We start from the raw sequence: 23,843 nt of genomic DNA, 5'->3' as shown, positions 1-23,843 counted from the left end.
AAGTCGAAGTCGAGTTCTGGCGAGATATGTCAACAGCCACAAGAAAAAGGAAAAAAAACATGGTGACTGTAGGAGTGCTTGCTCAATTCGAAGCCAAACCCGGAAATGAGGCAGCCGTCGAGCGCTTCCTCAATGAAGGGCGACCCATCGCCCAGCAATACAAAGCCTCAACTTTCTGGTACGCGTTCCGCCTGGGACCCACGACGTTCGGTGCCTTCGCCGCCTTCGCGGACGAGGAGGCTCGGGATGTCCTCCTCAAAGGAGGCGGGCCGACATTGGCGGAAAGACATGCTGAGTTGTTCGCAGTGCCACCCACCTTCGAAATGGTCGACGTGCTTGCGGCCAAGTATCCAAGGGGAGAAAACAGAGTGACGGTCGGATCTCTTGTTCGCTTCGAGGCAAAGTCAGGAAAAGAAGCAGATTGGGAACGCTTCCTCAAAGAAGCGCTGGGAGCAATCCAGGAGGTACCGGGAACAATTGCCTGGTACGCGTTCCGTCTGGGACCCGCGACCTTTGGCGTCTTCGATACTTTCCCAGACGAAGCAGGTCGGCAAGCCCATTTCCTGGATGGAGCCGCACGCGCAGAGAAAGCCTCCGATCTGCTCGAAATGCCCCCTGTTGTTGAGAGGGTTGATGTCCTTGCAACCAGGCTTCCTAGGTAGAATCGCGTCCATTTTGGGGCTTCGTAAGCAGTTCAGTACGAACAAAGGGAGGATCAAAACCATGAAAACATACACAGTAGTAGGCGCTATGAGCGATGTTGGAAAAAAAGTGACACAACAGCTTGAGGATATGGGGCATACGGTACGAAAAGTGTCCCGTTCTGTAGGTATTTCGATTGATGACGATGAAGAGCTTCTCAAGGCTTTTTCTGGCGCAGATGGTGCTTATGTCATGATCCCGATTGACATGCAAGCTCCTGACCTTCACAAACGGGAAGGCGAAATTGGTGAGAAGTTGGCCAGAGCCATACAAACAGCAGATGTTAAACGAGTTGTATTGCTGAGTTCCTTAACCGGCCTTGTCAACCCTGAAAGGGCGAAAACCAGTGCCTGGGGGGCAATCATGATGGAGGAGCGCTTGAACAAACTTGACATAAAGGAGATCATGTATTTTCGCTGCGCCTTTTTTATGGAAAATTTCCTCAAGGGGCTAGACTTTCTTGAACAGGCGAAAAATGGCTCTTTTGTGACCGCTTTTCGGTCTGACGTTGCCATGCCTATGATCGCCTGCACAGATATCGCAGAAAGGGTGGTAGAGGCGCTTACAACTGAGACTTTTCGTGAGGTTGGTACTCGTGAATTACAGGGCGCACGTGACTACACTATGGCCGAGGCAACTCAAATTCTTGCTACAGCTCTTGGGAAATCGGAGATCAAATATAGACAAGCTCCTATTGAGGAAGCGCATAAGGCCATGATTTCTGCTGGAGTTTCATCAAGTTTTGCAGAAGCCGTCATGGAAACTGCGAGAAGCTTCAACAAGGGAAATTCCATGGCGTTGGAAAAAAGATCACCCGAAAACACGACCAAAACCACATTGGAACAGTGGGCTATAGAACAGTTTGGAAAAGGGAAAACGGGTATGCTATGAGAAAACTGCTTTTACAAATGCAGATGTCAATGGACGGATACGTTGCCGATAGAGATGGCGGTATGGACTGGATGGTCTGGAGTTATGACAGCGACTGGACCTGGGATACCAAACTCAGAGCATATCACACTGACCTCATGACATCTATCGACTGCATTCTACTCAGTAGAAAAATGGCAGTGCAAGGATTTCACGCTCATTGGGCTGCGCTGGCCCAAAAACCTGACAATCCACAATCTCACTTTGCAGAGAATCTTACAAAGGCTGAGAAAGTTGTCTTTTCAAAAACGCTTGTCAGATCAACGTGGGATAATGCCTTCTTTGCAAAAGGCAATCTCGTTGACGAGGTACTTGCGCTCAAGCGGGTATCTGGTAAAAATATTATTGCGTTTGGCGGTGCAGGTTTTGCATCATCACTCATCCAAGCTGGTCTCGTCGATGAGTTTCATCTGATCATCAATCCGGTTGTATTAGGTGCGGGTTTGTCTCCATTTAAGGAGATAAGCAGTCCATTGAACCTTCACCTTATCGAGGCCATTCCTTATGCCCACGATATTGTTGTTTTGGAGTACTCAAAAAAGGAACGGTAAAACACGTCTACTGATCGGGCGCACCCGAGATGCGCCCGATCAGTTGCTCAACCAAGATATGGCTCAAGATAGCGCTGCAACAGGGTTTTTATTGAGCTCGTGAGAGAGAGCTAAAGTTTGGAAGCAACCAGCCGAGAGAAAGAGGTATGGGAGCACCAAAGAAAGCCGATTGGCGAGAAGAACGGCGCAAACGCGCCTGGGAACTGAAACACACAGGATGGAAACAAAAAGATATCGCAGTGGCGCTGGGGGTGACAGAAGGAGCAATCAGCCTATGGATGAAAAGCGGGCGAGAGAAAGGAGAAGAGAGTCTCAAAGCCCATCCAGCCAAAGGAGCCACACCCCGTCTGACAGTAGAGCAACAAGCGCGCATCCCAGAGGTGCTGGCAAAAGGAGCAGTAGCCTATGGATTTCCGGGAGATGTGTGGACGAGCCGGAGGCTGGCAGTGGCCATCAAGCGAGAGTTTGGAGTCAGCTACCATCCCGATCACTGTGGATACCTGGTCCGCAAGATGGGTCTGAGCTTGCAGAAGCCAGTGGTGCGAGCCAGCCAGCGCAATGAGCCAGCCATTGCCCACTGGAAAAACCAGCAGTGGCCTCAGCTCAAAAAAAAGCCGAACAAGAAAAGCGCACGATAGTCTTTGTTGATGAAGCGGGCTTTTACCTGTTACCGATGGTGGTACGGACGTATGCCCCGCGCGGACAGCCCCCGGTGCTACGAGTTCCACTGACCCGCGATCACATCTCTGCCATTGGAGGCATCACCCCCAATGGGCGGATCTTCATGCAAACGCAAGAGCAAGCGTACAAAGCGGTGGATGTGGTCCGGTTTTTGCAAGTGCTCTTGCGCAAGATTCCTGGTCGCTTACTCGTCGTTTGGGATGGATCGCCGATTCACCGTGCGGATGTGATCAAGCAATTTCTGGCCAGTCCGATGGGGAAACGAGTGCATGTGGAACGCTTACCCGGCTATGCGCCGGAGCTCAATCCACAAGAAGGGGTATGGAACTTGCTCAAACGTCGTGAACTTAAAAACCTGTGTTGCCGGGACCTTGCTCGCCTGCGCCAGGAACTGGTCCACGCCAAAGAGCGCCTGCGCCATCGGCAGACCATCCTGCAGCATTGTTTCTCCCATACTCTTGCTGAGATTTAGTTGTCTGTCACGAAATCAATAGTTCACGTACCAGCAATTGCCGTTCAGCCTCCTCTGCCTGGAGAATCAGCCGAGGGACCGCTCTGAAGAGTTGGACACTCATCGTGGCGCTTAGTCTTTGTTGCGTCGGAGAGAGGTGAGGAGCGCGTACCTTAAAGCTAAGCTCAAAGCGGGTTTGCAGATCTTTAGGCAATTGATGAGTCAGACCTGCTACTTCCAAAGAGGGAGGGGTATCGAAAAGGATATGGAACGCTCCATGAGCCAGATGAAACGCGATCAGGGCATCAACGATCTGATCGAGCCAGTGGGAGAAGGGAAGCGTTGCTGCCTCGATGGAAAAAACCGTGCTGTACACGCGTTGGAGTTCCTCGGTATATCGAACTGCCAGAGCCTGGGCAAGCTCCTCTTTATTGGAAAAGAATTGATACAGAGAGCCGGGCGAGATCCCGGCCTGGGCCGCAATATGATTGGTGGTTGCCTCGTCGTAACCCATTTCAGTAAAGACGGTTTCAGCAACATCGAGGATGGAAGCAATGCGCTGTACTCCTCGCGCTCGTCGCTGAACGGGCCCTGCGTGTTTCTGTTGATCCATACGGTACTCCAAACCGATCTGCCAGACTGCGCCAGATGGCGTGTAGCTCCGGCAGGCGCTTGACAATGCGAGTTTTTACTTGTATACTCCCAATAAATGCGAGTTTTTACTTGCAAAAAAACATCCAAATGGGCGAGTTTTTACTCGCCTATAGAGTATAGCGCAGCAGGACGACTTTGTCCACAAGAAGAGGAAGTGCACGCCTATGATCATCACCACACATCGTGACGTCGTGAAAGCAGAGGATTCGGTACAGAACTGCGCGTCACCCTTCATCTAAAGGGGAAAAGTCTCAATATGTTCTTTTTGGGAGTCGAAAAGGAGATACATGCAATGCCATTTGTCACTGTCCCAGATGGGACGCGTCTCTATTATGAAACAGCAGGAGAAGGAGAACCGCTTTTGCTGATCAGCGGTTCGGGGTTGGATCATACTTTCTGGAATTGGAACGATGTTCGCGACGATTTCGTGAGTCGCTATCGTGTGATTGTCTACGATCATCGTGGGACGGGGCAGAGCGACAAACCAGACGCACCGCCTTATTCGACACGCAGGCTTGCTCAAGATGCGGTCTGGCTGCTTGATCATCTCGGCATTGAGCGTGCGCATGTGTATGGCAACTCGATGGGGGGAATGATCGGTCAATGGGTAGCCATTGATCACGGCAAGCGCGTCGGCGCGCTGGTGCTTGGTGCCACCACTCCGGGTCCTATGTTCCGTGAGCAACGTGATGCGAGCAATGCACATAGCGTTCCCCGTACAGCGAAGATCAACGCAATCTGGACCAATCCTCCTGCTAATCGGCAAGAGGCTCTGGAAAAGGTCGCCCTGACCCTTTCACCTGCCTGGGTCACGACGCATCCGGACGCCTTTAAGGAGATCTTCCCGGTTCCTCCCATTCCCCATTACGCGAGCAAGTTCTTTGCCCAAGCGACTAGAGAGCACGACGCCTGGGATCTCTTGCCCACGATAAGTACACCTACGCTGGTGATTCATGGCAGCGAGGATTTGGTGGCTCCTACAGCCAATGCGTCTCTGCTTGCCGAGCGGATTCCGGGTGCGGAACTGTCTCTTATCAAGGGTGGACGACATGTCTATCATGTCGAATTTCGCGAGGAGGCCAGTCGCGTCGTGAACGAGTTTCTGGCGCGTCATCCCTTGGAATGACGCTGCCTGGTCTGTAGGCAGACGAAACGGTCAGGAGCAGAACTTCACTGGAAATTCTGTAAAAAGAAAACACTCACATCAAAAAAGGAAGTAAAAGATGCAAACGGTATCGCGAATTGTCACAAGCGCTGACGGATGTCAGCTGTATGCCGAGGCCGCCGGGAACAGAGATCAACCGGCCATTCTCTTTATTCCTGGCGCGAGCACAGCCCTCTCCTGGTGGCGCAAGCAATTCGACCACCTGTCCGACACCTTCTACTGTGTCCGCTTCGATTTGCGAGGAAACGGTGCCTCGGACAAACCGTCAGACCCGGCAGCCTATCAGGAAAGCAAGCGTTGGGCGGACGATGTGGCAGCTATCATATCCGCGTTCGAGTTGAACAAGCCGACCGTGTGCGCCTGGTCGTATGGAGGTTACGCTCTTGGCGACTACCTCCAGCATTATGGGCAAACGAATCTTTCTGGTCTGGTCATTGCCGATAGTGGTGCCCAATTGAATACGGACCAGAGCAAGGATCTCGTCCACGAAGCATTCGGGCAGCTTGTCGGTAAATTGTTCTCGCCCACTATCACCGCCTATCGCGAAGGCGTTGAGGACGTTTTCAAGTCGTTGACCTTACGTCCAGTCGAGGATCGAGACAAGACCGATTTTCATGGCGCATCCTTCCTGATGGCCCCTTCTACCTGGCAAGCGATGTTTGGTCGCATGATAGATCATACCGAGGACTTTAGGCGCGTATCGCTGCCCACGCTTGTTGCCTACGGTCAACAGGACCCAATCTTTACTCCGCTTGCGGCAGAGCAGTTGCGAGAGATCATCCCACATGCCCAGGTTTCCTCCTATCCTTGCGCGCATGCTCCATTTTATGAATGTGCGGAAAGGTTCAATATGGAACTCGTTCAGTTTATGAACGCTTCCTTCTCACATTGAGCAGAAGGTATCCGTCAGAGGAAAAAGCAATGACCCAATTTTTGTTTTGATATTCTCTATCTATATACGTTAGGATTACTGTAACTTTGATGTCTTGTTTCATAAAAAAGGTGATAAACTATGGATATGCTAAAACGTTTCTTGTGGAAGAACCTGGGAATTACACTGGATCGAAAATTTTTTATCACGACAGGAATCTTTGTAGCAAGCTGCATAGCAACGATCCTCTTCACCGTTCTTTCATTTCAATTTTCGGACTTTAAAGTCCTGGCGGTGCTGGCTGGAATTCCCGCAGGACTCCTCATAATTAATGGTTTGTATACCACCCTCAGGTGGGACTTTGCTACGAAAGAAGAAAAACAAGAGATTGAGCAGGAGATTGCCTTCAAGCAACTTAAAAGAAGAGTCAATGATAAAGACTTCCAAAGATAATAGGATACGTCAGAACTTACTCAAGGGGAAGGAGCAGGAGCGAAGGTGTTTGCAGCGAGAGATTGAAGCTAGTACACAGAGGCTCAAATCCGCGTGTGGTAAAATGGGACCAGCAAAATTGAAGGAGCAAAGCAGATGCGTGGTCCCAAACCAGCAGTGTTGGCATTGAATGCGCGAGAGCAAAGAGCGTTGGAAGAACTGATACGTCAGCACAGCACCCCCCAGCAGATAGCGATGCGAGGGCGCATGATTCTGGCGGCTGCTCAGGGCAAGAACAACGCACACATCGGGAGAGAGCTGGGAGTGAAAGCGGACACAGTGCGCTGTTGGAGGATGCGGTGGATTGGTTTGCAGGCAGTCTCCCTGGACGATCTTTCGGTGAGTGAGCGGCTCCAGGATACCCCACGCTCTGGTCGGCCAGCGCAGATCACGGCAGTGCAAACCTGCCAGATGATCGCGCTGGCCTGCGCGCAGCCCAAGGAACGTCCGATCAGCCACTGGACGGGGCGCGAAATCGCCGACGAAGTGATGGCACGAGGCATTGTCGCGCAGATTTCGCCGCGTCACGCGTCCCGCCTCTTAAAAAAAGGGATCTCCAGCCGCATTTGATCCGCAACTGGCTGACTCCGCCAGTTGATCCGCAGCGCGAGGAAACCATCCGAACCATTTGCCAGGTGTACCACGACGCGCCTGCTTTGGCCAAACAGGGCGAGCGCACGATGAGTACGGATGAACTGACTGGGGTCCAGGCGCTCGAACGCAAACATCCCGGATTACCTCTCGCGCCAGGCCATGTGCAACGACGCGAATTTGAGTACGAGCGCCATGGCACCCGTGATGCGCATTCTCAGTCGGGATGTGGTCACCGGAAAGCTGCTGGCTCCTTTTTGCGGCCCGACGCGGAAGGAAGACGATTTTCTAGCCCATGTGCAAGCCGTCGTAGCCACTGATCAAGAGGCCACTCGCTGGCATTTTGTCTGTGATAATTTGAACATTCATCAATCCGAGTCTCTGGTGCGCTGGATCGCTGAGATCTCAGGCATCGAGCAGGATCTGGGGAAGAAGGGCGAATATGGCATCCTGGCCTTGATGTCGCGCCGGGCGGCGTTTTTGAGCGATCCCAGCCACAAGATCGTCTTCCATTACACTCCTAAGCATAGCTCGTGGCTCAATCAGATCGAGATCTGGCTCTCGATCCTGGTCCGTAAGCTGCTCAGACGCGGCTCTTTCACTTCCGTTGAAGAGTTAGAAGCCAAAGTGTTCGCTTTTATCGAGTACTACAACACGACGATGGCAAAACCCTTCAAATGGACCTTTCAGGGCAAGGCTCTGACTATCTAAACCACACGCGGATTTGCGCCTCTGTGTACTAGTGCCCTGTCACGTGATGGCGCAGCGGACCTTCCAGCCGAGAATGTTGTGCTGTTGTTTCGGGAGAGAGGAGCAGGAGGTGCGTGAGGTTGTGTTGCAAGAAGTAAGCGGATTTGCTAAATTTGAGAGAAAAGAGCAAAAGAGGACCTCGTTATGACATTGACGTTTAGACTACCTAAGTTTCGCCCAAACTAGCAACAATGTGTAAGGGAGTGAGCAACTCCCGCAAGGGATGGATGAGCGAGCGAGCCAAGCAAGCGTCCTGATTCAGGACAATCTCAACAACATGAGTCAAAGCGGAGCAAGCCACTGATATGAAACACATCACGCACCATGCGCAAGATGCCGCAGCGTTGGATCGGAGGACTCATCAGCCACTGGCGTGCCCAAATCACCACGTTGTGAGCCAAAGAGCCAAGCAGCACCAGCATGTGTTGAGCCTCAAAGCGCTTTTTATTGCGTTTGGTGAGACCCAACCCCTGCTTGTCACCTTTCAAAGAGGTTTCGATGCCTCCACCGCGCAGATCGTAGAAGGTCACATAGGCAGCCAAGACGGCGACGGGATCAACCGCTTGCAAGCTCGTACGCCCCAGCATCGCGAGCACCTGCTCAGCCGACAACGAGCAGATCAACACGCCATAGGCAAAGGTGCCATCTTGTCTGCGACAACGTACCGCAATGCGCTCGACGGGACGGACATAGTTGGTAGGAGGCTCGGTCACCCATCCAAACGAGCGTTCGGGCCAGTCCGGATCCTGGACCCACTCGGTAACCGTTTTGGCCAGGCGGAGAACGCGTTGCCCCGAGTATTCTTTCGCCATGACCTCATAGCCCCGAGAAAGCAGCCAATTGAGGTCATCCAGGGTTCCAGCACCGGCATCCACGCGCAGAATCGTCCGCGCCCGCTTCGCCTCATCCAGTTGTAAGGTCTCCTCAGCCGCTTCTACCAACGGCTGCAAGGCTTTGATCAACTGGACATTGCCCGCAAAGAGACGATCAACGACCACTTCCGCATACTCAGTAGCTAGTACGCGGCCCAATTGCCGTCCCCGGCGGTGATATTGCCCGGCAAAGTACCCCTTGGTAGCAAAAGCCGCTTTAGGGCCGCAGGGCAGACCACTTATGTCCACATCCAGCAGGAGAAAGCGTGCCTGGTAGTCATGATGAATGCTTTGACTGTACTGCCGAAAAATTTCATCGAACGCTTGTTGCAATTGCGTTACATTGTCTGCCGTACAAGCATCCAAGGTCTCTTGCACCACTGACTGTTCGGCGCAGGCCGAACGTCCAAAGGCCCTTTGCAAGCCTGGGTCCGTTCGCGGGCGGGTATTGATTTCTACCAGCCCGTGGGCTCCGGCCAACAGGCTAATCCACGCATCATAGAGCTTGTCAGCAGGCGTATGTTTGACGGTCTTCTGCTTGATGTGTACATTGGTGCGGATCGGGCCAAATAGGTCTTGTTGGTTCAACTTCACTCCTATGGCGGCGAGACTCGCTGTCGGGCTAAAATGGTTCGTTGTGGGTGTGATACACTCGTTCATGATGATTCTCCTCGCGAATGAACGTTGTTTCGTTTCTTCATTAGCTATGGAGCATCACCTTTCTTTTCGCAAGCTCTTCAAGGGCTGGCGAACCTGTTGCTAGTTTGGGCGAAACTTAGGTAGTCTAAACTCCAAACACAAAAAAGAAACGAAAAAGCGACGCAAGCCTGGGTTCTGACGCTTGCGTCGCTGGCCTCCTTTATGATCTCGCTCGACTCGTTAGTCGTCTCGACCGTGCTTCCCACGATCCGTCTGCATCTGGGTGCCTCCATCGAGCAACTGGAGTGGACGGTGAATGCCTATACCTTGAGCTTCGCGGTGCTGCTGATGATAGGCGCAGTGTTGGGCGACCGCTTCGGTCGTCGGCGCATGTTCGTCGCTGGCCTGGGGCTGTTCGTAGCGGCGTCAGCCGCCTGCGCGCTCGCGCCCTCTATTGGTTGGTTGATTGCTGCGCGTGCCGTCCAGGGGAGCGGAGCGGCCCTGGTGATGCCGCTGGCGATGACGCTGCTGAGCGTGGCATTCCCGCCGGAGCAACGAGGAAGGGCTCTGGGGATCTTCGGGAGCGTCACCGGGCTGGCTGTCCTCTCCGGTCCGGTGGTGGGCGGCGCGATTGCTCAGGGCCTTGCATGGGAGTGGATCTTCTGGCTGTAAACGCTAGACTAATAGAGGCTCATCCTCAATTTAAGTGAGCCTGTTTGCTTCTTGTCAGCTTGAGCAATTGCTTCGCTACATGTTTCCTTCTGGAAGATTTCTGATGAGAAAAAATGGCAGGAGAAAAGGGGCTGGGCACAGGCAGAAGATTTTGTTGGAGAGGCTCGAAGCACTCAGCTAGCGTTCCTTGGATAGGCTCTTCAGTAACATCAAACACGACAGAGCACACGAAGCCGCAGTAAATCGAAGTTGGCTCGTCCAAACACCAGCCGTTTCTGAAGCTTCAAACAGTTGACCTGCGCTTCGACCTGCCCATTACTCCACTCTGAAGAAAACGCGGCTTTGACCGCCGCATAATCAAGGCGAATTCCGTTCGCCATTTTTTTGAATTCGGGCAGGCCGCTGTGTTCCGCTTGGGTCAGCCAAGCATCCAGATCCGCACCTCGCCGCTCTGCCAGCATCATCACAAAATCCTGACTCAATTGGTAAGCCCTCTCCAGATCAGGGTGTCCTGCTCGAATCTGTGCGACGTGCTGTTTTTGCTTCTCATCAAGCGTTCCTGCTTGACTGACAAAGAGCCAGGAAGCGCGTGTTGCAGACATACGGCACGTAATACGGGGCTTGGGAGGGAGGGAAGGAGGGATTTTGATGGTCTGCCTCGAAGCATCGAGTGTCAGGGCTAAGGCCGAGCCTGCCTCCTGGTGCTTTTTCCTCAGCTCTGACAGAAACATTCTGAGCAGAGCCGCTGATCCTGTGAAGCCACGAACGTTGATTTCATCGTAGAGCTGGGCACCGTTTGTACATCCTTGTTGCCATCGCTGCAAAATGTACAGTTTGTAGGGATCGAGAAGGCTCCTTCTTTCTCCTCGTTTGGGATGGTGCATCTCAGGATACTCCTCTGCCTGGCCAAATTTCCTCACCGTTGCCCGTGCCAGTTTCAGTTTCCGTGCAATCGCTCTCTGGCTGAACCCTTGCTCCAGGAGTGCATGCACGTCTTGATAGCGAGCAACACGCTTATCTCGGCGTACCTGCTGCTGAAATTCGTCATATCGCATCCCTTCAGACCGTTGATTGGGATAGGGAGAACTGGCTCGGTAGTGTTTCTCTGATGCTAACGCTGCTTGGGGTTCTGCGAGTTGGTGAGCGTCCGTATCTTTGATGCCTTGCGCCTTTGCCGGGATCGCATCAGAAGCGTGTTCTTCGACTTCAGGCAAGCAAGACTGCTTGCGATCCATGACCTCTTTGAGTCTTTCGCGCAAGTTCTTGTAGCATAGGACGCCGACGAGGTTCTGTTGCCAGCCCTTTTCCGACGCCCCTGCCCCAAACCCGCCGTGCACCCTTTCGATGCAACGGGCTTTCCAGTTTCCAGAGGTCTCTGAGGTCTGTTCATTAGTGCATCACGCGCCAACAGCCTCTCCTCATCTGTACTCCCTGCCGCGCTTTCCCCTGTACGCCGCTTTCCGGCGCTCCAAGGCGGGGCGTGACTCCCGCGAGTACTACCGCGACTCCGTGACCCTTCTGCTCGCGCAAGGGAGGGCCATCCCGCATTCTCACGTATTCGACGTTCTAGCACACCGTAGGTGCCCGTTCGTTTCCTTTACCTGGCTCATTGCCAGTCACTCACCCAAGAGAGGGTTCCGCACCCCTACAGAACTGATGCGTATTTGGGTGACATCGCAAGTGGCGTTCAACGATGAGCGTTCCATTCGCCGTTGGAAACTGGGTTTGGCAATTCAGCTTCACCATAGCGCGCGGGACACATGGGGCCTAGTGCAATCGTTCAAAAGAAAGTAGGAAAGTAGCCGATATGAGAAGGTATGCAACCCATTTTCATTCGACCACTCACCGAACCCGAGCGAGCCCATATCGAGGCTCGCTTACGCTCCGGCTCAGCCTTTGTGCTACGCCGTTGCCAGATCCTTCTGGCTTCAGCCCGTGGAGAGCGAGCCATCGCCATTGCGCGGCAACTGGGCTGCGACGACCAGACGGTGCGCAATGTGATCAAAGACTTCAACGAGCAGGGGCTCGACGTGCTCAAGAAGGAGTCCTGTCGCCCTCATCGGCTACGCACCAGCATTGCCGACGAGAATCTGCCAGTCCTGCGCGATCTGCTGCATCGCAGCCCGCGCGATTTTGGGATCGCGCGCAATCTCTGGTCTCTCCCACTGGTGGCGCAGATCTGCTTGTCACAAGGACTCGTGGCTGCCCCGACCACTGCTGCCAGTGTCCGCCGTGCGCTCAAGCGCTTGGGGGTCAGTTGGAAACGCGCCCGCGCACTGGATCACCAGCCCCGATCCGCAGTATGCACGAAAAAAAAGGCTCGTGACCGCTTGATCGCGTACGCTCAACCCCGCTCTGATTGGGCCATTGGCTTCCTCGACGAGGTCTGGTGGAGCCGATTTGCTCTTCCACGCCTTTATGCCTGGCAAGACTCCGAGCACCCCGTCCGTTTGGTTGAGCAATCCTGGCAAAAGAATGATCCAGACCCAAAAGCATTGGCGTGCTATGGGGTTCTCTGGCAAAAGGGAACCACGGAGGAACCCGTGCGAGAGCAGATGTGGCTTCGTTTTGTCACAGGACGCCCGGTGAGTGAGATCACCATCCAGTTTCTGGACTGGTGTTGTCAGCAATTGGCCGCACAAGGCAAACGTCAGTGGCTCCTCATCTGGGACAACGCCTCCTGGCATGAAAGCCGCGAGAGTGCGCACCTGGATCAGAAAACACAACCTCGCGGTCAAACAAACGGGCGAAGGGGTACGGATTTTGCCTTTCCAACTGCCCACCAAAAGTCCCTGGCTCAATCCAATTGAGCCCAAGTGGGTCCATGGCAAACGCAATGTGGCCGAAACCAATGGGTTGCTTTCGGCTCATCACCTCGCTGAGCGGGTCTGTGCCTATTATGGGTGTGCATATGAGCCACATTTATCTCTTTCCGAAAAGGTTTCGTAATCTTGCACTAGCATCAACGCCTTCAGCTACCCCCACCTTTGGAACATGCTACTGTCCTCTTTGGGTTTCCCCGCCAAGTAAGTTCCCGTCCCAGAAGTCTTTACCTCCCAACTTCTCCTCTTTCCAAGAGGGATCGAATACGCGCCTATGCGGCGCACCAGGAGGTGAAATCTATCGGCAACCTGCTGAGCCTGAGGAGCGCCTTTTCTGGCTGCTGCTGCGTAATCCCCGCCGCGATCTCGGCTCACGATCTCTACTTCTGGATGGGTGCGCAGCCAAGCTTCTACCGTCTCTGCCGTTCGATCTGGAAGCAACTCGATGGGCTTGCGCGATTCTAAGTCCACCAAAATGGTCCCGTAGGTCAATCCCTTTTTCCAACTCCAGTCATCGATGCCTAAGATGCGCACGGACGAAGGTACGGGACAAGAGCGTGTGCGCATGCGCCGCAGAAGCGTTGGGCCTGAAACCTGCATCCCCAGTTGGGGAGCGAGTCGTTCCCCAACTTCCCCGCAGGTCGCAAAACCGAGCGCCTGGAGGGCCTCCGAGAGTCGATTCGTCATGCGGGCATAGGATTTGCACCAGATCAGGAAGACGTTCCGTGAAAATCCGGCGCGGGCAGGTGGGTGTGCCACACACAAATTTGCGCACCGAAAGCTTCAAGATGACGCGACGACCGCCACAGGGCAAATCAGCCACAGTCCTCACATAGTCTCCATGTATCCGCTCAGATGGCTGTCCGCAGAGAGGGCAGAGGGCAATGGGAAGAGAGCAGGCAATAGAAACGAAACGATCACTCTGCTCGCTTCCACATGAATGGATGCAATGACGATGCCATCAGGAAGAGGCAAAAAGGGAGAAGAAGTGTCAGTCTGGTTCATCGATGATGTCCCCTTGCAATATACCAACATCTATTCATCGATGAGAGTCTATCAGAAAACCGAACCGTCATCCAAGCAAGTAGACTCACTTAAATTGAGGATGAGCCACTATCCTCTTGACATTTACATAAGGTGCGCGCACGGCTCTCGACATAGGTGGCCTGCTCCTGGTGACGGGCGCTTCCCTGGGGGTAGCGTGGGGGCTGGTACGCGGGAACAGTGCTGGTTGGAGTAGCTTTGAAGTCGGAGCGTCCCTGGTGGCTGGAGTTCTGCTGGCTGTGGTTTTCGTCGTCTGGGAGGTGCGTACCCGCGTGCCGATGATGCCGATGCGCTTCTTCCGCTCTCGCGCCTTCTCAGCGAGTAATGTGGTCGGCTTTTTGCTCTTCGCGTCGCTGTATGGCAACAATTTCTTCCTGGCGCAGTTTCTGCAGACCGCGCAGGGCTACGGACCGCTCGCCGCCGGGCTGCGACTGCTCCCCTCGACCGCCATGCTGTTCGTGGTTGCACCGATTGCCGGTTCCCTCGTCAACCGGCTTGGCGAACGACCACTCATCGTTGGCGGGCTGCTACTGCAAGCCGTTGGGCTGGCCTGGATCGCGCTGATCGCCAGGCCTAACCTTCCCTACACCGGGCTTGTCGTACCGCTGATCGTCGCTGGCATAGGTGTCTCAATGGCGATGCCAGCTGCCCAGACTGCCGTCGTGAGCGCGGTCGCTCCCAACGAGATCGGCAAGGCGTCCGGCACCTTCAACATGTTACGCTTTCTCGGTGGGGTGTTCGGGGTCGCGATCCCCGCTGCGGTGTTCGCCGGGATCGGAGGCTATGGCTCCCCCCAGGCATTCAGTGGTGGGTTCGTCCCGGCGATGGGCGTCTGCGCTGTCCTGGCAGGAGTGGGAGCCATCGTCGGCATGGTGCTCCCCGGCAGGCGCGAAAGGGCTGTAGTGCGCCCAAGGGCGAAGGCGCCTGAGCCAGGGGAGAGTGAGCCATACGGCACGCCGGAGCAATCCTTACGCCTGTAAATTCCAGGCGTCTGCGTAGGCTTTTCCGTGAGAAGCCGAAGAGAGTATGAGATACGAAGAAGCGCAATCGTCTTGCGGTTTGGATGTTTTCCCCCAGAGAGCCGCGCCGCACGTGCGGCTCTGGGTGAGCTTACTGCCTCTCACAGGACTCCCAGGGGGTCAGTTGTTTACGCTATGGTTCGGCCCTTTAGTCGTAAACGACCCGAAGAGGTGAGCAACTTTTGCCCAAAAGAGCAAGCTTTTGCCCCGAAGAGTGAGCATGGATATCAGGGCTTCTCAAAAGTCGAGAGAAGGTGAAAGGGATGCGTCAGAACTGAGAACAGGACTCTAAGCGAAGTTCCGCTAGCGTGTGATAGACTGATCAGCACAGAAACATTTTGGGGAGGCGTGCCCGATGAACTGCCCGTATTGCCTGTCTGTAACGACGAGAGAACAAAACAGGAAAACCACACTTGGCTACCGGATATTCCGTTGCCGAGGGTGCCACCATATCTTCAATGAGCGCACTAACACGCCTTTCAACTTTCTGGAATATCCAACCGATCTCGTTCTGCTTGTCGTGCTCTGGCGGCTGCGCTATACACTGAGTCTACGGGATCTCGCTGAGATGTTCCTTGAGCGCGGTTGGGTCTTCACTCATGAGGCGATCGGAGACTGGGAATCTCGTTTTGCTCCCTTGCTTGCAGAACACTTGCGTACCAGGCGGCGGGGACAAATAGGGACATCATGGTACGTAGATGAAACATACATCAACGTGCGAGGAACGTGGTGTTCTCTCTATCGCGCTCTCGATCGTGATGGGAATCTGGTCGATTCACGCCTGAGTGAGAAACGTGATATGGAGGCAGCAAAGCAGTTCTTCCGCCAAGCTCTCGCAACGGTTGGTCACGCCCCGGAGCGGGTAACGACCGATGGACATGACTCCTATCCACGTGCGATTCGTGAGATTCTCGGCAACGAGATCATGCATTGCCGGAATGCCTATCTGAATAACCACCTGGAACAAGATCATCGTGGGATCAAACAGCGCTATTACCCGATGCGTGGATGTGGAAACTTCACCTCGGCCTCTCGCTTCTGCAGGGCATTTGACGAGGTACGCCAGTTCTTTCGGTTTCGGACCACGAGAAAGCAACATGTTTCCCTCGCTGACCAACGTCATCTCTTCTGCCAACGATTGGATGCCTTGAAAACCATGTTGCTGGTCGCCTAAACAGATTCAGGTTGAAGATGAAGCACGCCTTGTGATCTTCTGTGTTTTCAGTTCTGACACATCCAGAAATAGACCTGTGGTGACTGATAGTCTCTTCCTTCCTCATCAAGAATGTCCTTTTCAGATCATACCTGTTCGTCGTATAGATAAAGGCCAAATACAGGCATCCTTTGAAAGGCAATTGCTCGAACGAAAGGAAAGAATCCATGAACTCTCTTCTTTTGTTAAGCACCGATGCTCTGGTTCTGGCTGCATAGTGAGTGCTTATTTTTGTGAGCGCTCTTACCCACCAAGAAAAAAGGACGGAACAGATGACACTCAAATATGGCCTCTTTCTCCCCCAAGGGTTTACGCACGAACTGGCTGGCTTTCAGGACCCGGTGGAAGCCTATGAAACCCTGACCCATCTGGCGCAAACGGCTGACCAGTCGGGCTATGATTCTGTTTGGATCTCTGATCATTTTCTGACGGCTCCCCCTTCGCAGAACATGGTCTTTGAGTGCTGGACCATGGCAGCTGCTCTGGCCCGCGATACCAAACGGGTACGTATCGGCCAGATGGTCACGGGAAATAGTTACCGCAATCCTGCCTTACAAGCGAAAATGGCTTCAACCCTCGATGTGATCTCGCATGGACGACTCAACTTTGGCATTGGAGCAGGCTGGTACGAACCCGATTATCACGCCTATGGCTACCCCTTTCTTGATGGCCCGGAACGCCTGCGCCAGCTGCAAGAAGCGTTGCAGGTCATTCTGGCTATGTGGACACAGGAAGAAGCTACCTTTGAAGGGAAGTATTACCAGATTCGGGGTGCGATCAATCAACCCAAAGGGGTGCAACGCCCCCACATCCCGATGATGATCGCCGGAGGTGGTGAGCAGGTGACGCTCAAGCTCGTGGCACGATATGGCGATGCCTGTAATGTGAGTGGGGACCTCTCCACTCTCAAGCGCAAGTTCGCCATTCTCAAGCAGCATTGCGAGACCGTTGTCCGCGACTACGAGAGCATTCATCGGACAGCCCTCACGCTCTGCATTATCGGTGAGACCGATGAGCAAGCCAGAGCCCAGGTCCCTGATTGGGCTGGCGCCGTGTTTCCCGGTGACGTCGGGTCCTATGGCCTCATTGGGACGCCTGAGACCATTCGTCAGCGTCTGACTGCCTATGAGGAAGCGGGTGTGCAGGGGCTGGTGATCAGCTTCCTGGATGCCACCCACCTGGATGAGATTCGTCAGTTTGCTCAAACCTTCATCAGCTGAAAGAGCAAGAAGGTTGCTATCGTTTGTGTATGTGGGTGCTGAGCACTACCACCTGCTCAGCACAACACAGTCAAGCACAAGAGTATACATCATGATGACAGTGTGAGTAATGAGAGGTGTCCGAAGAGGTACCCAAGCTGACTGGGAGATGATGGAAGAGAGTGCTGTTGCCCCAGCTTGGGCTTGCTTCACACAATGGCATCGAAGCACACTGCTGTCAATTCCTAAGCTACATCAACTGGAGGGGAAATGAGAAAACTTGTTGTGTCAGAATGGCTTGCCCTCGACGGTGTCTTTGATTCCAATACGATGGATCAGTGGTTCCATCCTTTTGAGAGTGATGAGAGGGCGGCATACATTCAAGAGGGAGTCCTGACTTCAGATATCTTTCTCTTTGGGCGCGTGACCTATGAAATGCTGGCGCCGATCTGGTCACAGGCGAAGAACAATGAAATGGGCATCGTGGACAAGATGAATAGCATGGCGAAATATGTCGTTTCATCTGAGCCTCTGAATATTCCCTGGGAGAATACCACACGCCTTCAGGGGAACCTCCTCGAAGAGGTCAGCAGGCTCAAACAAGAGCCTGGGCAGGATATTCGCATAGCAGGGAGTGCAACCCTGGTGCATTCACTGATGCCAAGCGGTCTTATAGACGAGTATCGATTTCTGGTGCATCCTATCCTGATGGGAAATGGAAAGCGCTTTTTCAAGGAGGGGAAAGGTGCCAGCAGACTCCAACTGATTCACACCGAAACGTTGAGCAAGGGTGTTGTCTTGCTTTGCTACCAACCTAACAAACCAGACACTCCTGTCAACACCTTGTAGAGCCCAAAGCGTCGTGGCGAAGTACTAGGGGGGAGTTTAGCTTTTAACCTCTTCCAGAGAACAAGCCAGAGGAGGGGCTTTGCGGCTTAGAGCGGTTTTGAGATAAGTATCAAAGGAGAATGTATGGCACAGGCACATCCCTTGAAACTAGGCTATAAAGCATCAGCTGAACAATTCGCTCCCAGAGAGTTGCTCAATTTTTCAGTTGAGGCTGAGCAGTGCGGCTTTGACAGTGTGTGGATCAGCGACCATTTCCAGCCCTGGCGGCATACAGATGGGCATGCACCCCAGGCCTTCGCGTGGTTAGGTGCGCTGGGCGAGCGCACACAGCGCGTTTTGCTCGGCACCAGCGTTCTCACTCCAACATTCCGCTACAACCCGGCCATCGTCGCTCAAGCATTCGGCACGCTGGGCGTGCTAAACCCCGGACGCATGATCCTGGGAGTGGGCTCAGGTGAGTCTCTCAATGAGATTGCAGTCACCGGCGGCGAGTGGCCGCCTGCCAAAGAGCGCCTGGCGCGCCTGCGCGAATCGGTTGAATTGATTCGTCGCCTGTGGTCAGAAGAACTGGTCACGTTTGAGGGCGAACATTATCGTACGCGCAACGCAACGATTTACGATAAGCCTGATCAGCCTATCCCCATCTATATCAGCGCAGGCGGTCCGGTCGCGGCGAAATTCGTCGGGCGCGCGGGCGACGGCTTCATCTGTACCTCGGGCAAAGGCGATGCGCTCTATCGTGATCAACTGCTGCCGTCAGTAGCGGAAGGTGCCAAAGCAGCCGGACGCGATCCTGAACAGATTGAGAAGACGATCGAAGTCAAGGTTTCTTTCGATACAGATCGCAATCGCGCCTTGCAGGACACGCGCATCTGGGCTGCGTTAGCCCTGCCCGCAGAGGATAAAGTTGACATTCACGACGCGCGTGAGATGGAGGCGAAAGCCGTCACTGTAACCGACCAGGCCCACAAGCGCTGGCTCGTCTCCAGTGATCCCGAAGAGCATATTGAGCAGATTCGCCCCTATATCGAACTGGGCTTCACTCACTTGATCTTCCACGCCCCCGGCGACGACCAGTCGCGCTTTTTACAACTCTACGCAAAAGAGATCCTCCCCCGCCTGAGACAGCGCTGGGGATAATCTAGAGGCGGATGCTGAAAAGATTTCTTGCATGAATGTCGTTTTCGGAACATGTCTATTCGTCGAATGTATAGAAGATCACAGAGGGTGATCTTCACAACACTATTCGCTCTCACGAGAAAGGAAAAAAGATGCATATTCTCTTGAACTGGATACCTTTGAATTGGATACCTTTGAACTGGATACCCTAGACAACATATCAGACCTGGAAGCTTGTAAGTATTCGTAATTGACAGCATTCATGCTGTTAGGAACATCTTTGCCAGAAAACCAGGGGAAGGCGTGGTGAGGCGCTGTGCCAATTCGTGCGCCTCCTCTGGTTTTAGGAGTCGTCTCACCAATGCCCTCATTCATCAATATCTTTCTGCTCTTTGTAGCTGCATTTCTTTTAAGCGTTATCCCCGGACCAGATATGCTCTACATCATTGCGCGCGGGACGGGACAGGGACGTTCTGCCGGGTTGATTTCCAGCCTTGGGATCGCAACTGGGGGACTGATCCAGACCAGTGCTGTTGCACTAGGACTTTCTGGGTTGTTTCTTCTAGTCCCTTTTGTCTATGAGATCATTAAGTATGTTGGAGCGATCTATCTGATCTATTTAGGGATACGCACCATCCTGAGCCATCAAGAAATGCTTGTGAGTTCAAGTAGCGAGAAGGCGGGTTTGGCAAAGATATTCTTGCAAGGAAGTCTAACCACCTTACTCAATCCGAAAGTGGCATTCTTCTACTTCGCCTTTCTTCCACAGTTTGTCGATCAAACACGAGGTTTTGTTCCTTTCCAGCTGCTCATTCTAGGCCTGGTATATAATCTCACCGGCTTGGCTGTAGACGCAAGTGTTGCCTCTCTCTCGAGCTTTCTTGGGCAATGGATCAAAAAGCGTTTGGGAGCGGCAAAGGTGCTTCGTTGGCTCACTGGAGGAACGTTTATCGGACTGGGCGTCCGCCTTGCATTTTCACAAAAATCATAACTCAATCAGAATGGAGTATCCATTGCAAGGCTTCACTCCTTGTCATGGATGTCCTTTTCGGGTCGAGTCTGTTCGTCGTATGTATAAAGGCCAAATACTGAGCATCCTTTGAAGAGCAACTTCATGAACCGAAAGGACATTTTGATGAACTACCTTCTTTTGTTTTGCACCAATGCCCAGGACCTGGCGGCGTGGCAGGAGCTGTCTGAAGAAGTTCTTGCCCACAAGCGAGCGCAGGCCAGTCAGTGGTTAGACGATCACCGCTCTCAGATCCGAAAGAGCTATGGGCTCCATTTGCCCCATACCGTGACCAGCGTCCACGTTGGCTCGGGCGGGCAACCGCTGGTGACTGATGGTCCCTTCCTTGAGGGAACGGAAGTGATCGGAGGGGTCGCTGAGATCGAGGTAGCTGATCTTGATGAGGCGTTGCGCCTTGCCAAGGCATGGTCGGTTCACGCACCAGGCTACAATGTGGTCGAGATCTGGCCGGTGGTGGTGGAGCCGCACACCCATGTCTGATACTCCAAGGACCCTACTTCCACCTGTCTCCAGTGGTGGAATCCAGGCCACACTCAGTGCGGTCTTCCGCGAAGAGGCGGGTAAAATTGTGGGTGCCCTTCTGCGTATCCTGGGGAACTTTGAGGTTGCCGAGGAGATTGTTCAGGATGCTCTGCTGGTTGCGCTGGAACGCTGGCCCATCGAAGGGATTCCAGCTCAGCCCGGTGCCTGGTTGCTGACGGTCGCCCGTCGTCGCGCTATCGACCAGCTCCGCCGCGATGCACGCTACCGTGAGAAGCTCGCCGCGTTGGAGCATCCGGTGGTGCAAGAGCCAGACGACCGCCTCCGGCTGATGTTCACTTGCTGCCATCCGGCGCTTTCGCGCGAGACGCAGGTGATCTTGATGCTGCGAGCGGTCTGCGGCTTTACGACCGCAGAAATTGCCCACGCCTTCCTCTCCTCCGAAGCGGCGGTTGCGCGGCGTCTGGGGCGGGCCAAGCAGAAGATTGTGCAGGCTGGTATCCCGTATCATGCCCCTCATCATGAGGATTTGGATGAGCGGTTGGGCGAAGTGCTGGCGGCGCTCTATCTGATGTTTAACGAAGGCTATCTCTCCAGCCGAGGGAGCGCCTCTGCTCGCCGAGATCTCGCCGAAGATGCGGCCTGGCTGGCGGTCCTTCTCACGCGGCTCTACCCCCGAGAACCCGAGCCTCTGGGGTTACTCGCGCTGATGCGTCTGCACTTGGCGCGGACCGATGCGCGCTTCGATGCCGAGGGCAAACTGATCTTGCTTGCCGATCAGGATCGCTCACGCTGGGATCGAGGGATGATGACGGAGGCGGGAACGCTTATTGAGCAAGCGGCGGCGCTGGGTCGTCCTGGCCCCTACCAGATCCAGGCGGCACTCGTGGCTTGCCACGCGGAGGCCACGTCGTGGGAGGAGACCGACTGGCCACAGATCCTGGCGCTTTATGATCTGCTGTTACGCATGACGCCGTCGCCAGTCATCCAACTGAACCGAGCAGTGGCCTTGCGCTATGTGGCCGGACCAGAAGCAGCACTGACCGAAGTCGAAACGCTCACGCGTGATCTGGAGGGGTATCATCTCTTTCACGCCATTCGGGGGAACTTCTTGCTGGAACTGGGTCGGCGAGAGCAGGCTCAGGCAGCCGAGTTGCGTGCCCTTGCGCTCACAGGAAACCGAGCCGAACAATTCCTCCTGCATCAGCGCCTTCAACAGAAGGGAGATGAGGGGAGCACAAAGGAAAAGAGGTGTAGATATGATAAATAAGATCATTGCGACGGTATTGTTCGTCCAAGACCTGGCCGCATGTACGACCTTTTATCGAGAGAAACTAGGATTTCAGCTGCAAGAGAGCGATCCCGTTTCTGCCAGTTTCCGCCTGGACGACCTGTACTTGATCCTGCTGGAGGTCTCAGCCGCCGCAGACCTGATCGGCTTGGAGGTCAATACATTGAAGCGCAAGGAGGGAGCCCAGACGCTGCTAGCTGCTGAGGTGGAGAATGTCGATGCCACATATGAGGTGCTCAAGGCAAAAGGCGTCACGTTCCTCAGGCCTCCAACCAATCAGCCTTGGGGGCTGCGCACAGCGCACTTTGCCGATCCCGAAGGGAACCCCTGGGAGATCAACCAACCGATCGAATCCTAGATAGTGGGAGAAATAGGGCTATATGCGCCGCATGCAGCCGCCCACTTAGAAATCTTTAGACCATTGAGGTTTCCACCTGGCTCTCGATACGGTGGTTTGTCGCTAGATAAGATATACGACCATAATTCCGAGTCCTCTTACACGCTCATTGGACTCGTTGCTATCTTTCGCACCAAAGATTAGGAGGAGGAAGAGAGTGATCACCCCCTATACAATTGCGATTTCCCAAGCAGACCTGGATGATGTACAGGCTCGGCTTGCCCGTGTTCGCTGGACCAATGAACTTCCTGGCGTAGGTACCAACTATGGTGAGCCTCTCGCCCCCATCAAGCGGTTGGTCACATACTGGCGCGAGGACTATGACTGGCGAACCTGGGAAGCGAAACTCAATGCTTATCCACAATTCACGACGACCATTGATGGACAAAATATCCACTTCCTGCATATTCGCTCGAAGGTGGATGACGCGTTACCACTGATCCTGACTCATGGCTGGCCGACGTCGGTGGTCGACTACCTGGATCTGATTGGTCCGCTCACCGATCCGCGTTCACATGGTGATGAGACGGCCCAGGCGTTTCACCTGGTGATCCCGTCGCTTCCCGGCTTTGGGTTTTCCGGTCCCACACACGAGGTGGGCTGGAATCAGTACCGTACCGCCAGAGCATGGGCTGAGCTGATGCACCGCCTTGGCTACGATCGCTATGGCGCACATGGCAACGATTGGGGCTCTGTTCTTTCCCCAGAGATAGGCCGCTTCGATCCTGAGCATGTCGTTGGGGTCCACGTCACGCAGATCTTCTCAGCGCCTTCTGGTAACCCAGCTGAGATGGATGCCCTGTCTTTGGGAGAGAAGGAGCTGTGGCAAAAATTCCACTGGTCGCAACACCATCGGGGAATCTATCATCCGCTCCAATCCAATATCCCCCAGACCCTGGCTCATGCCTTGGCCGACTCGCCAGTAGGCCAGCTTGCCTGGAACTATCAGATCTATGGAGACGATGTGAGTGACGACTACATCCTCACCAATGTGATGATCTATTGGCTCACGAACACGGCAGCATCCTCAGCACGCTTTTACTACGAGGTTGCTCACCCAACGTTCGTGCCAACTGGACCTACTACGGTCCAGTTGGGTCTGAGCCACTTTGGCAACGACTATCCCGCGATCCGCCGCTTTGCCTCACGCGATCACACGAACATTGTCTTCTGGAAGATCTACGACCAGGGCGGTCATTTCGCGACCCAAACTGCTCCAGATCTGCTCATCGACGACATTCGCAACTTCTTTAAGCAATTATGGTAAAGGCAGTGAAGTGTGCGTGGTATGCATGAGAGAGAAATACATCCCTCTCGTAGACGCGTTGTGACACGGTTGCTTGCTGAGCACAAATATCT

At 54.0% G+C, this 23,843-nt stretch carries 24 protein-coding genes and 2 pseudogenes; 22 read left to right on the top strand and 4 right to left on the bottom strand.

From position 1 onward, the window contains the following. Positions 1–323: 323 nt before the first annotated feature. The 5 genes from KRAC_RS80165 (at position 324) to KRAC_RS77090 (ending at position 3,336) form a co-directional block, all read left to right on the top strand. Complete coding sequence (locus KRAC_RS80165; RefSeq protein ID WP_083815223.1) at positions 324–662, top strand: putative quinol monooxygenase; 339 nt, start codon at positions 324–326, stop codon at positions 660–662. Positions 663–723: 61 nt separating this feature from the next. Then, on the top strand, positions 724–1,593 hold the full coding sequence (locus tag KRAC_RS42745) for an NmrA family NAD(P)-binding protein (protein WP_007918116.1): 870 nt from the start codon (positions 724–726) through the stop codon (positions 1,591–1,593). Continuing rightward, complete coding sequence (locus tag KRAC_RS42740) at positions 1,590–2,183, top strand: dihydrofolate reductase family protein (RefSeq protein ID WP_007918114.1); 594 nt, start codon at positions 1,590–1,592, stop codon at positions 2,181–2,183. The genes KRAC_RS42745 and KRAC_RS42740 overlap by 4 nt, the downstream gene beginning before the upstream one ends. Positions 2,184–2,329: 146 nt before the next feature. Then, on the top strand, positions 2,330–2,821 hold the full coding sequence (locus KRAC_RS77095) for a winged helix-turn-helix domain-containing protein (RefSeq protein WP_052569111.1): 492 nt from the start codon (positions 2,330–2,332) through the stop codon (positions 2,819–2,821). Then, entirely contained in the window at positions 2,776–3,336 is a 561-nt protein-coding gene (locus KRAC_RS77090) for an IS630 family transposase (protein WP_052569110.1), read from the top strand. The genes KRAC_RS77095 and KRAC_RS77090 overlap by 46 nt, the downstream gene beginning before the upstream one ends. A 7-nt stretch (positions 3,337–3,343) precedes the next feature. Here the strand turns inward: KRAC_RS77090 and KRAC_RS42730 are convergent, their stop codons facing one another. Continuing rightward, positions 3,344–3,928 (bottom strand): TetR/AcrR family transcriptional regulator, encoded by a 585-nt coding sequence (locus KRAC_RS42730; RefSeq protein WP_007918110.1) that lies wholly within the window; start codon positions 3,926–3,928, stop codon positions 3,344–3,346. Positions 3,929–4,261: 333 nt separating this feature from the next. Between KRAC_RS42730 and KRAC_RS42725 the strand changes: the two genes are divergently transcribed. The 5 genes and pseudogenes from KRAC_RS42725 to KRAC_RS80160 all read left to right on the top strand — a co-directional run bounded on the left by KRAC_RS42725 (position 4,262) and on the right by KRAC_RS80160 (position 7,799). After that, entirely contained in the window at positions 4,262–5,095 is an 834-nt protein-coding gene (locus KRAC_RS42725; protein WP_007918109.1) for an alpha/beta fold hydrolase, read from the top strand. Positions 5,096–5,192: 97 nt separating this feature from the next. Continuing rightward, entirely contained in the window at positions 5,193–6,026 is an 834-nt protein-coding gene (locus KRAC_RS42720) for an alpha/beta fold hydrolase (protein WP_007918107.1), read from the top strand. 120 nt (positions 6,027–6,146) lie between these two features. Further along, on the top strand, positions 6,147–6,458 hold the full coding sequence (locus KRAC_RS42715) for a hypothetical protein (RefSeq protein WP_007918106.1): 312 nt from the start codon (positions 6,147–6,149) through the stop codon (positions 6,456–6,458). Positions 6,459–6,593: 135 nt separating this feature from the next. After that, positions 6,594–7,067: a helix-turn-helix domain-containing protein gene (locus KRAC_RS77085; RefSeq protein WP_052569109.1), complete on the top strand. Its 474-nt coding sequence runs from the start codon at positions 6,594–6,596 to the stop codon at positions 7,065–7,067. 86 nt (positions 7,068–7,153) lie between these two features. After that, positions 7,154–7,799: pseudogene (locus KRAC_RS80160) on the top strand (transposase). 308 nt (positions 7,800–8,107) lie between these two features. Here KRAC_RS80160 and KRAC_RS42700 read toward each other — a convergent pair. After that, positions 8,108–9,370, bottom strand: coding sequence for a hypothetical protein (locus KRAC_RS42700; protein WP_007918104.1), 1,263 nt, complete (start codon positions 9,368–9,370; stop codon positions 8,108–8,110). Between the two features lie 174 nt (positions 9,371–9,544). Here KRAC_RS42700 and KRAC_RS42695 point away from each other — a divergent pair. After that, positions 9,545–10,018: pseudogene (locus KRAC_RS42695) on the top strand (MFS transporter); the annotation flags it as partial. 212 nt (positions 10,019–10,230) lie between these two features. On the opposite strand, the gene KRAC_RS42690 reads toward KRAC_RS42695, so the two are convergent. Then, on the bottom strand, positions 10,231–11,256 hold the full coding sequence (locus tag KRAC_RS42690; RefSeq protein WP_040447026.1) for a transposase: 1,026 nt from the start codon (positions 11,254–11,256) through the stop codon (positions 10,231–10,233). Between the two features lie 582 nt (positions 11,257–11,838). On the opposite strand from KRAC_RS42690, the gene KRAC_RS77070 reads away from it, so the two are divergent. Further along, positions 11,839–12,831 carry a helix-turn-helix domain-containing protein gene (locus KRAC_RS77070; protein WP_007918101.1) on the top strand — a complete coding sequence of 331 codons (993 nt, stop codon included), beginning with the start codon at positions 11,839–11,841 and terminating at the stop codon, positions 12,829–12,831. A gap of 165 nt (positions 12,832–12,996) precedes the next feature. Here the strand turns inward: KRAC_RS77070 and KRAC_RS42675 are convergent, their stop codons facing one another. Beyond that, complete coding sequence (locus tag KRAC_RS42675) at positions 12,997–13,602, bottom strand: transposase (protein ID WP_157507824.1); 606 nt, start codon at positions 13,600–13,602, stop codon at positions 12,997–12,999. A gap of 416 nt (positions 13,603–14,018) precedes the next feature. Between KRAC_RS42675 and KRAC_RS42670 the strand changes: the two genes are divergently transcribed. From KRAC_RS42670 to KRAC_RS42625, 10 genes are all read left to right on the top strand, one after another. Continuing rightward, positions 14,019–14,867: an MFS transporter gene (locus tag KRAC_RS42670; RefSeq protein WP_052569106.1), complete on the top strand. Its 849-nt coding sequence runs from the start codon at positions 14,019–14,021 to the stop codon at positions 14,865–14,867. Between the two features lie 394 nt (positions 14,868–15,261). Beyond that, a complete protein-coding gene (locus KRAC_RS42665; protein WP_007918099.1) occupies positions 15,262–16,080 on the top strand; it encodes an IS6 family transposase in 819 nt (272 codons plus the stop codon). 311 nt (positions 16,081–16,391) lie between these two features. Beyond that, entirely contained in the window at positions 16,392–17,339 is a 948-nt protein-coding gene (locus KRAC_RS42660; protein ID WP_007918098.1) for an LLM class F420-dependent oxidoreductase, read from the top strand. 249 nt (positions 17,340–17,588) lie between these two features. Next, positions 17,589–18,167, top strand: a complete 579-nt coding sequence (locus KRAC_RS42655; protein ID WP_007918097.1) for a dihydrofolate reductase family protein — start codon at positions 17,589–17,591, stop codon at positions 18,165–18,167. Positions 18,168–18,290: 123 nt separating this feature from the next. After that, positions 18,291–19,307, top strand: a complete 1,017-nt coding sequence (fgd, locus tag KRAC_RS42650) for a glucose-6-phosphate dehydrogenase (coenzyme-F420) (RefSeq protein WP_007918096.1) — start codon at positions 18,291–18,293, stop codon at positions 19,305–19,307. A gap of 340 nt (positions 19,308–19,647) precedes the next feature. Further along, the gene (locus KRAC_RS42645; protein WP_007918095.1) at positions 19,648–20,277 is read left to right on the top strand and encodes a LysE family translocator; all 630 of its coding nucleotides are present in this window, start codon (positions 19,648–19,650) and stop codon (positions 20,275–20,277) included. Positions 20,278–20,400: 123 nt separating this feature from the next. Then, positions 20,401–20,796, top strand: a complete 396-nt coding sequence (locus tag KRAC_RS42640; RefSeq protein WP_052569104.1) for a YciI family protein — start codon at positions 20,401–20,403, stop codon at positions 20,794–20,796. Next, a complete protein-coding gene (locus KRAC_RS42635) occupies positions 20,789–22,066 on the top strand; it encodes an RNA polymerase sigma factor (RefSeq protein WP_007918093.1) in 1,278 nt (425 codons plus the stop codon). Before KRAC_RS42640 ends, KRAC_RS42635 begins: the two co-directional genes overlap by 8 nt. Continuing rightward, the gene (locus tag KRAC_RS42630; RefSeq protein ID WP_007918092.1) at positions 22,056–22,445 is read left to right on the top strand and encodes a VOC family protein; all 390 of its coding nucleotides are present in this window, start codon (positions 22,056–22,058) and stop codon (positions 22,443–22,445) included. Before KRAC_RS42635 ends, KRAC_RS42630 begins: the two co-directional genes overlap by 11 nt. 196 nt (positions 22,446–22,641) lie before the next feature. Further along, on the top strand, positions 22,642–23,751 hold the full coding sequence (locus tag KRAC_RS42625; protein ID WP_007918091.1) for an epoxide hydrolase family protein: 1,110 nt from the start codon (positions 22,642–22,644) through the stop codon (positions 23,749–23,751). Positions 23,752–23,843: the final 92 nt, after the last annotated feature.

The organism is Ktedonobacter racemifer DSM 44963 (assembly GCF_000178855.1).
GTDB lineage: Bacteria > Chloroflexota > Ktedonobacteria > Ktedonobacterales > Ktedonobacteraceae > Ktedonobacter > Ktedonobacter racemifer.
This window is presented reverse-complemented; position numbering and strand designations above follow the sequence as displayed.

Coding starts and splice junctions, on each gene's coding strand:
- KRAC_RS80165 (WP_083815223.1), top strand. CDS start 324: ATGGTCGACGTGCTTGCGGCCAAGTATCCAAGGGGAGAAAACAGAGTG.
- KRAC_RS42745 (WP_007918116.1), top strand. CDS start 724: ATGAAAACATACACAGTAGTAGGCGCTATGAGCGATGTTGGAAAAAAA.
- KRAC_RS42740 (WP_007918114.1), top strand. CDS start 1,590: ATGAGAAAACTGCTTTTACAAATGCAGATGTCAATGGACGGATACGTT.
- KRAC_RS77095 (WP_052569111.1), top strand. CDS start 2,330: ATGGGAGCACCAAAGAAAGCCGATTGGCGAGAAGAACGGCGCAAACGC.
- KRAC_RS42730 (WP_007918110.1), bottom strand. CDS start 3,928: ATGGATCAACAGAAACACGCAGGGCCCGTTCAGCGACGAGCGCGAGGA.
- KRAC_RS42725 (WP_007918109.1), top strand. CDS start 4,262: ATGCCATTTGTCACTGTCCCAGATGGGACGCGTCTCTATTATGAAACA.
- KRAC_RS42720 (WP_007918107.1), top strand. CDS start 5,193: ATGCAAACGGTATCGCGAATTGTCACAAGCGCTGACGGATGTCAGCTG.
- KRAC_RS42715 (WP_007918106.1), top strand. CDS start 6,147: ATGGATATGCTAAAACGTTTCTTGTGGAAGAACCTGGGAATTACACTG.
- KRAC_RS77085 (WP_052569109.1), top strand. CDS start 6,594: ATGCGTGGTCCCAAACCAGCAGTGTTGGCATTGAATGCGCGAGAGCAA.
- KRAC_RS42700 (WP_007918104.1), bottom strand. CDS start 9,370: ATGAACGAGTGTATCACACCCACAACGAACCATTTTAGCCCGACAGCG.
- KRAC_RS42690 (WP_040447026.1), bottom strand. CDS start 11,256: ATGGATCGCAAGCAGTCTTGCTTGCCTGAAGTCGAAGAACACGCTTCT.
- KRAC_RS77070 (WP_007918101.1), top strand. CDS start 11,839: ATGCAACCCATTTTCATTCGACCACTCACCGAACCCGAGCGAGCCCAT.
- KRAC_RS42665 (WP_007918099.1), top strand. CDS start 15,262: ATGAACTGCCCGTATTGCCTGTCTGTAACGACGAGAGAACAAAACAGG.
- KRAC_RS42660 (WP_007918098.1), top strand. CDS start 16,392: ATGACACTCAAATATGGCCTCTTTCTCCCCCAAGGGTTTACGCACGAA.
- KRAC_RS42655 (WP_007918097.1), top strand. CDS start 17,589: ATGAGAAAACTTGTTGTGTCAGAATGGCTTGCCCTCGACGGTGTCTTT.
- fgd (WP_007918096.1), top strand. CDS start 18,291: ATGGCACAGGCACATCCCTTGAAACTAGGCTATAAAGCATCAGCTGAA.
- KRAC_RS42645 (WP_007918095.1), top strand. CDS start 19,648: ATGCCCTCATTCATCAATATCTTTCTGCTCTTTGTAGCTGCATTTCTT.
- KRAC_RS42640 (WP_052569104.1), top strand. CDS start 20,401: ATGAACCGAAAGGACATTTTGATGAACTACCTTCTTTTGTTTTGCACC.
- KRAC_RS42635 (WP_007918093.1), top strand. CDS start 20,789: ATGTCTGATACTCCAAGGACCCTACTTCCACCTGTCTCCAGTGGTGGA.
- KRAC_RS42630 (WP_007918092.1), top strand. CDS start 22,056: ATGATAAATAAGATCATTGCGACGGTATTGTTCGTCCAAGACCTGGCC.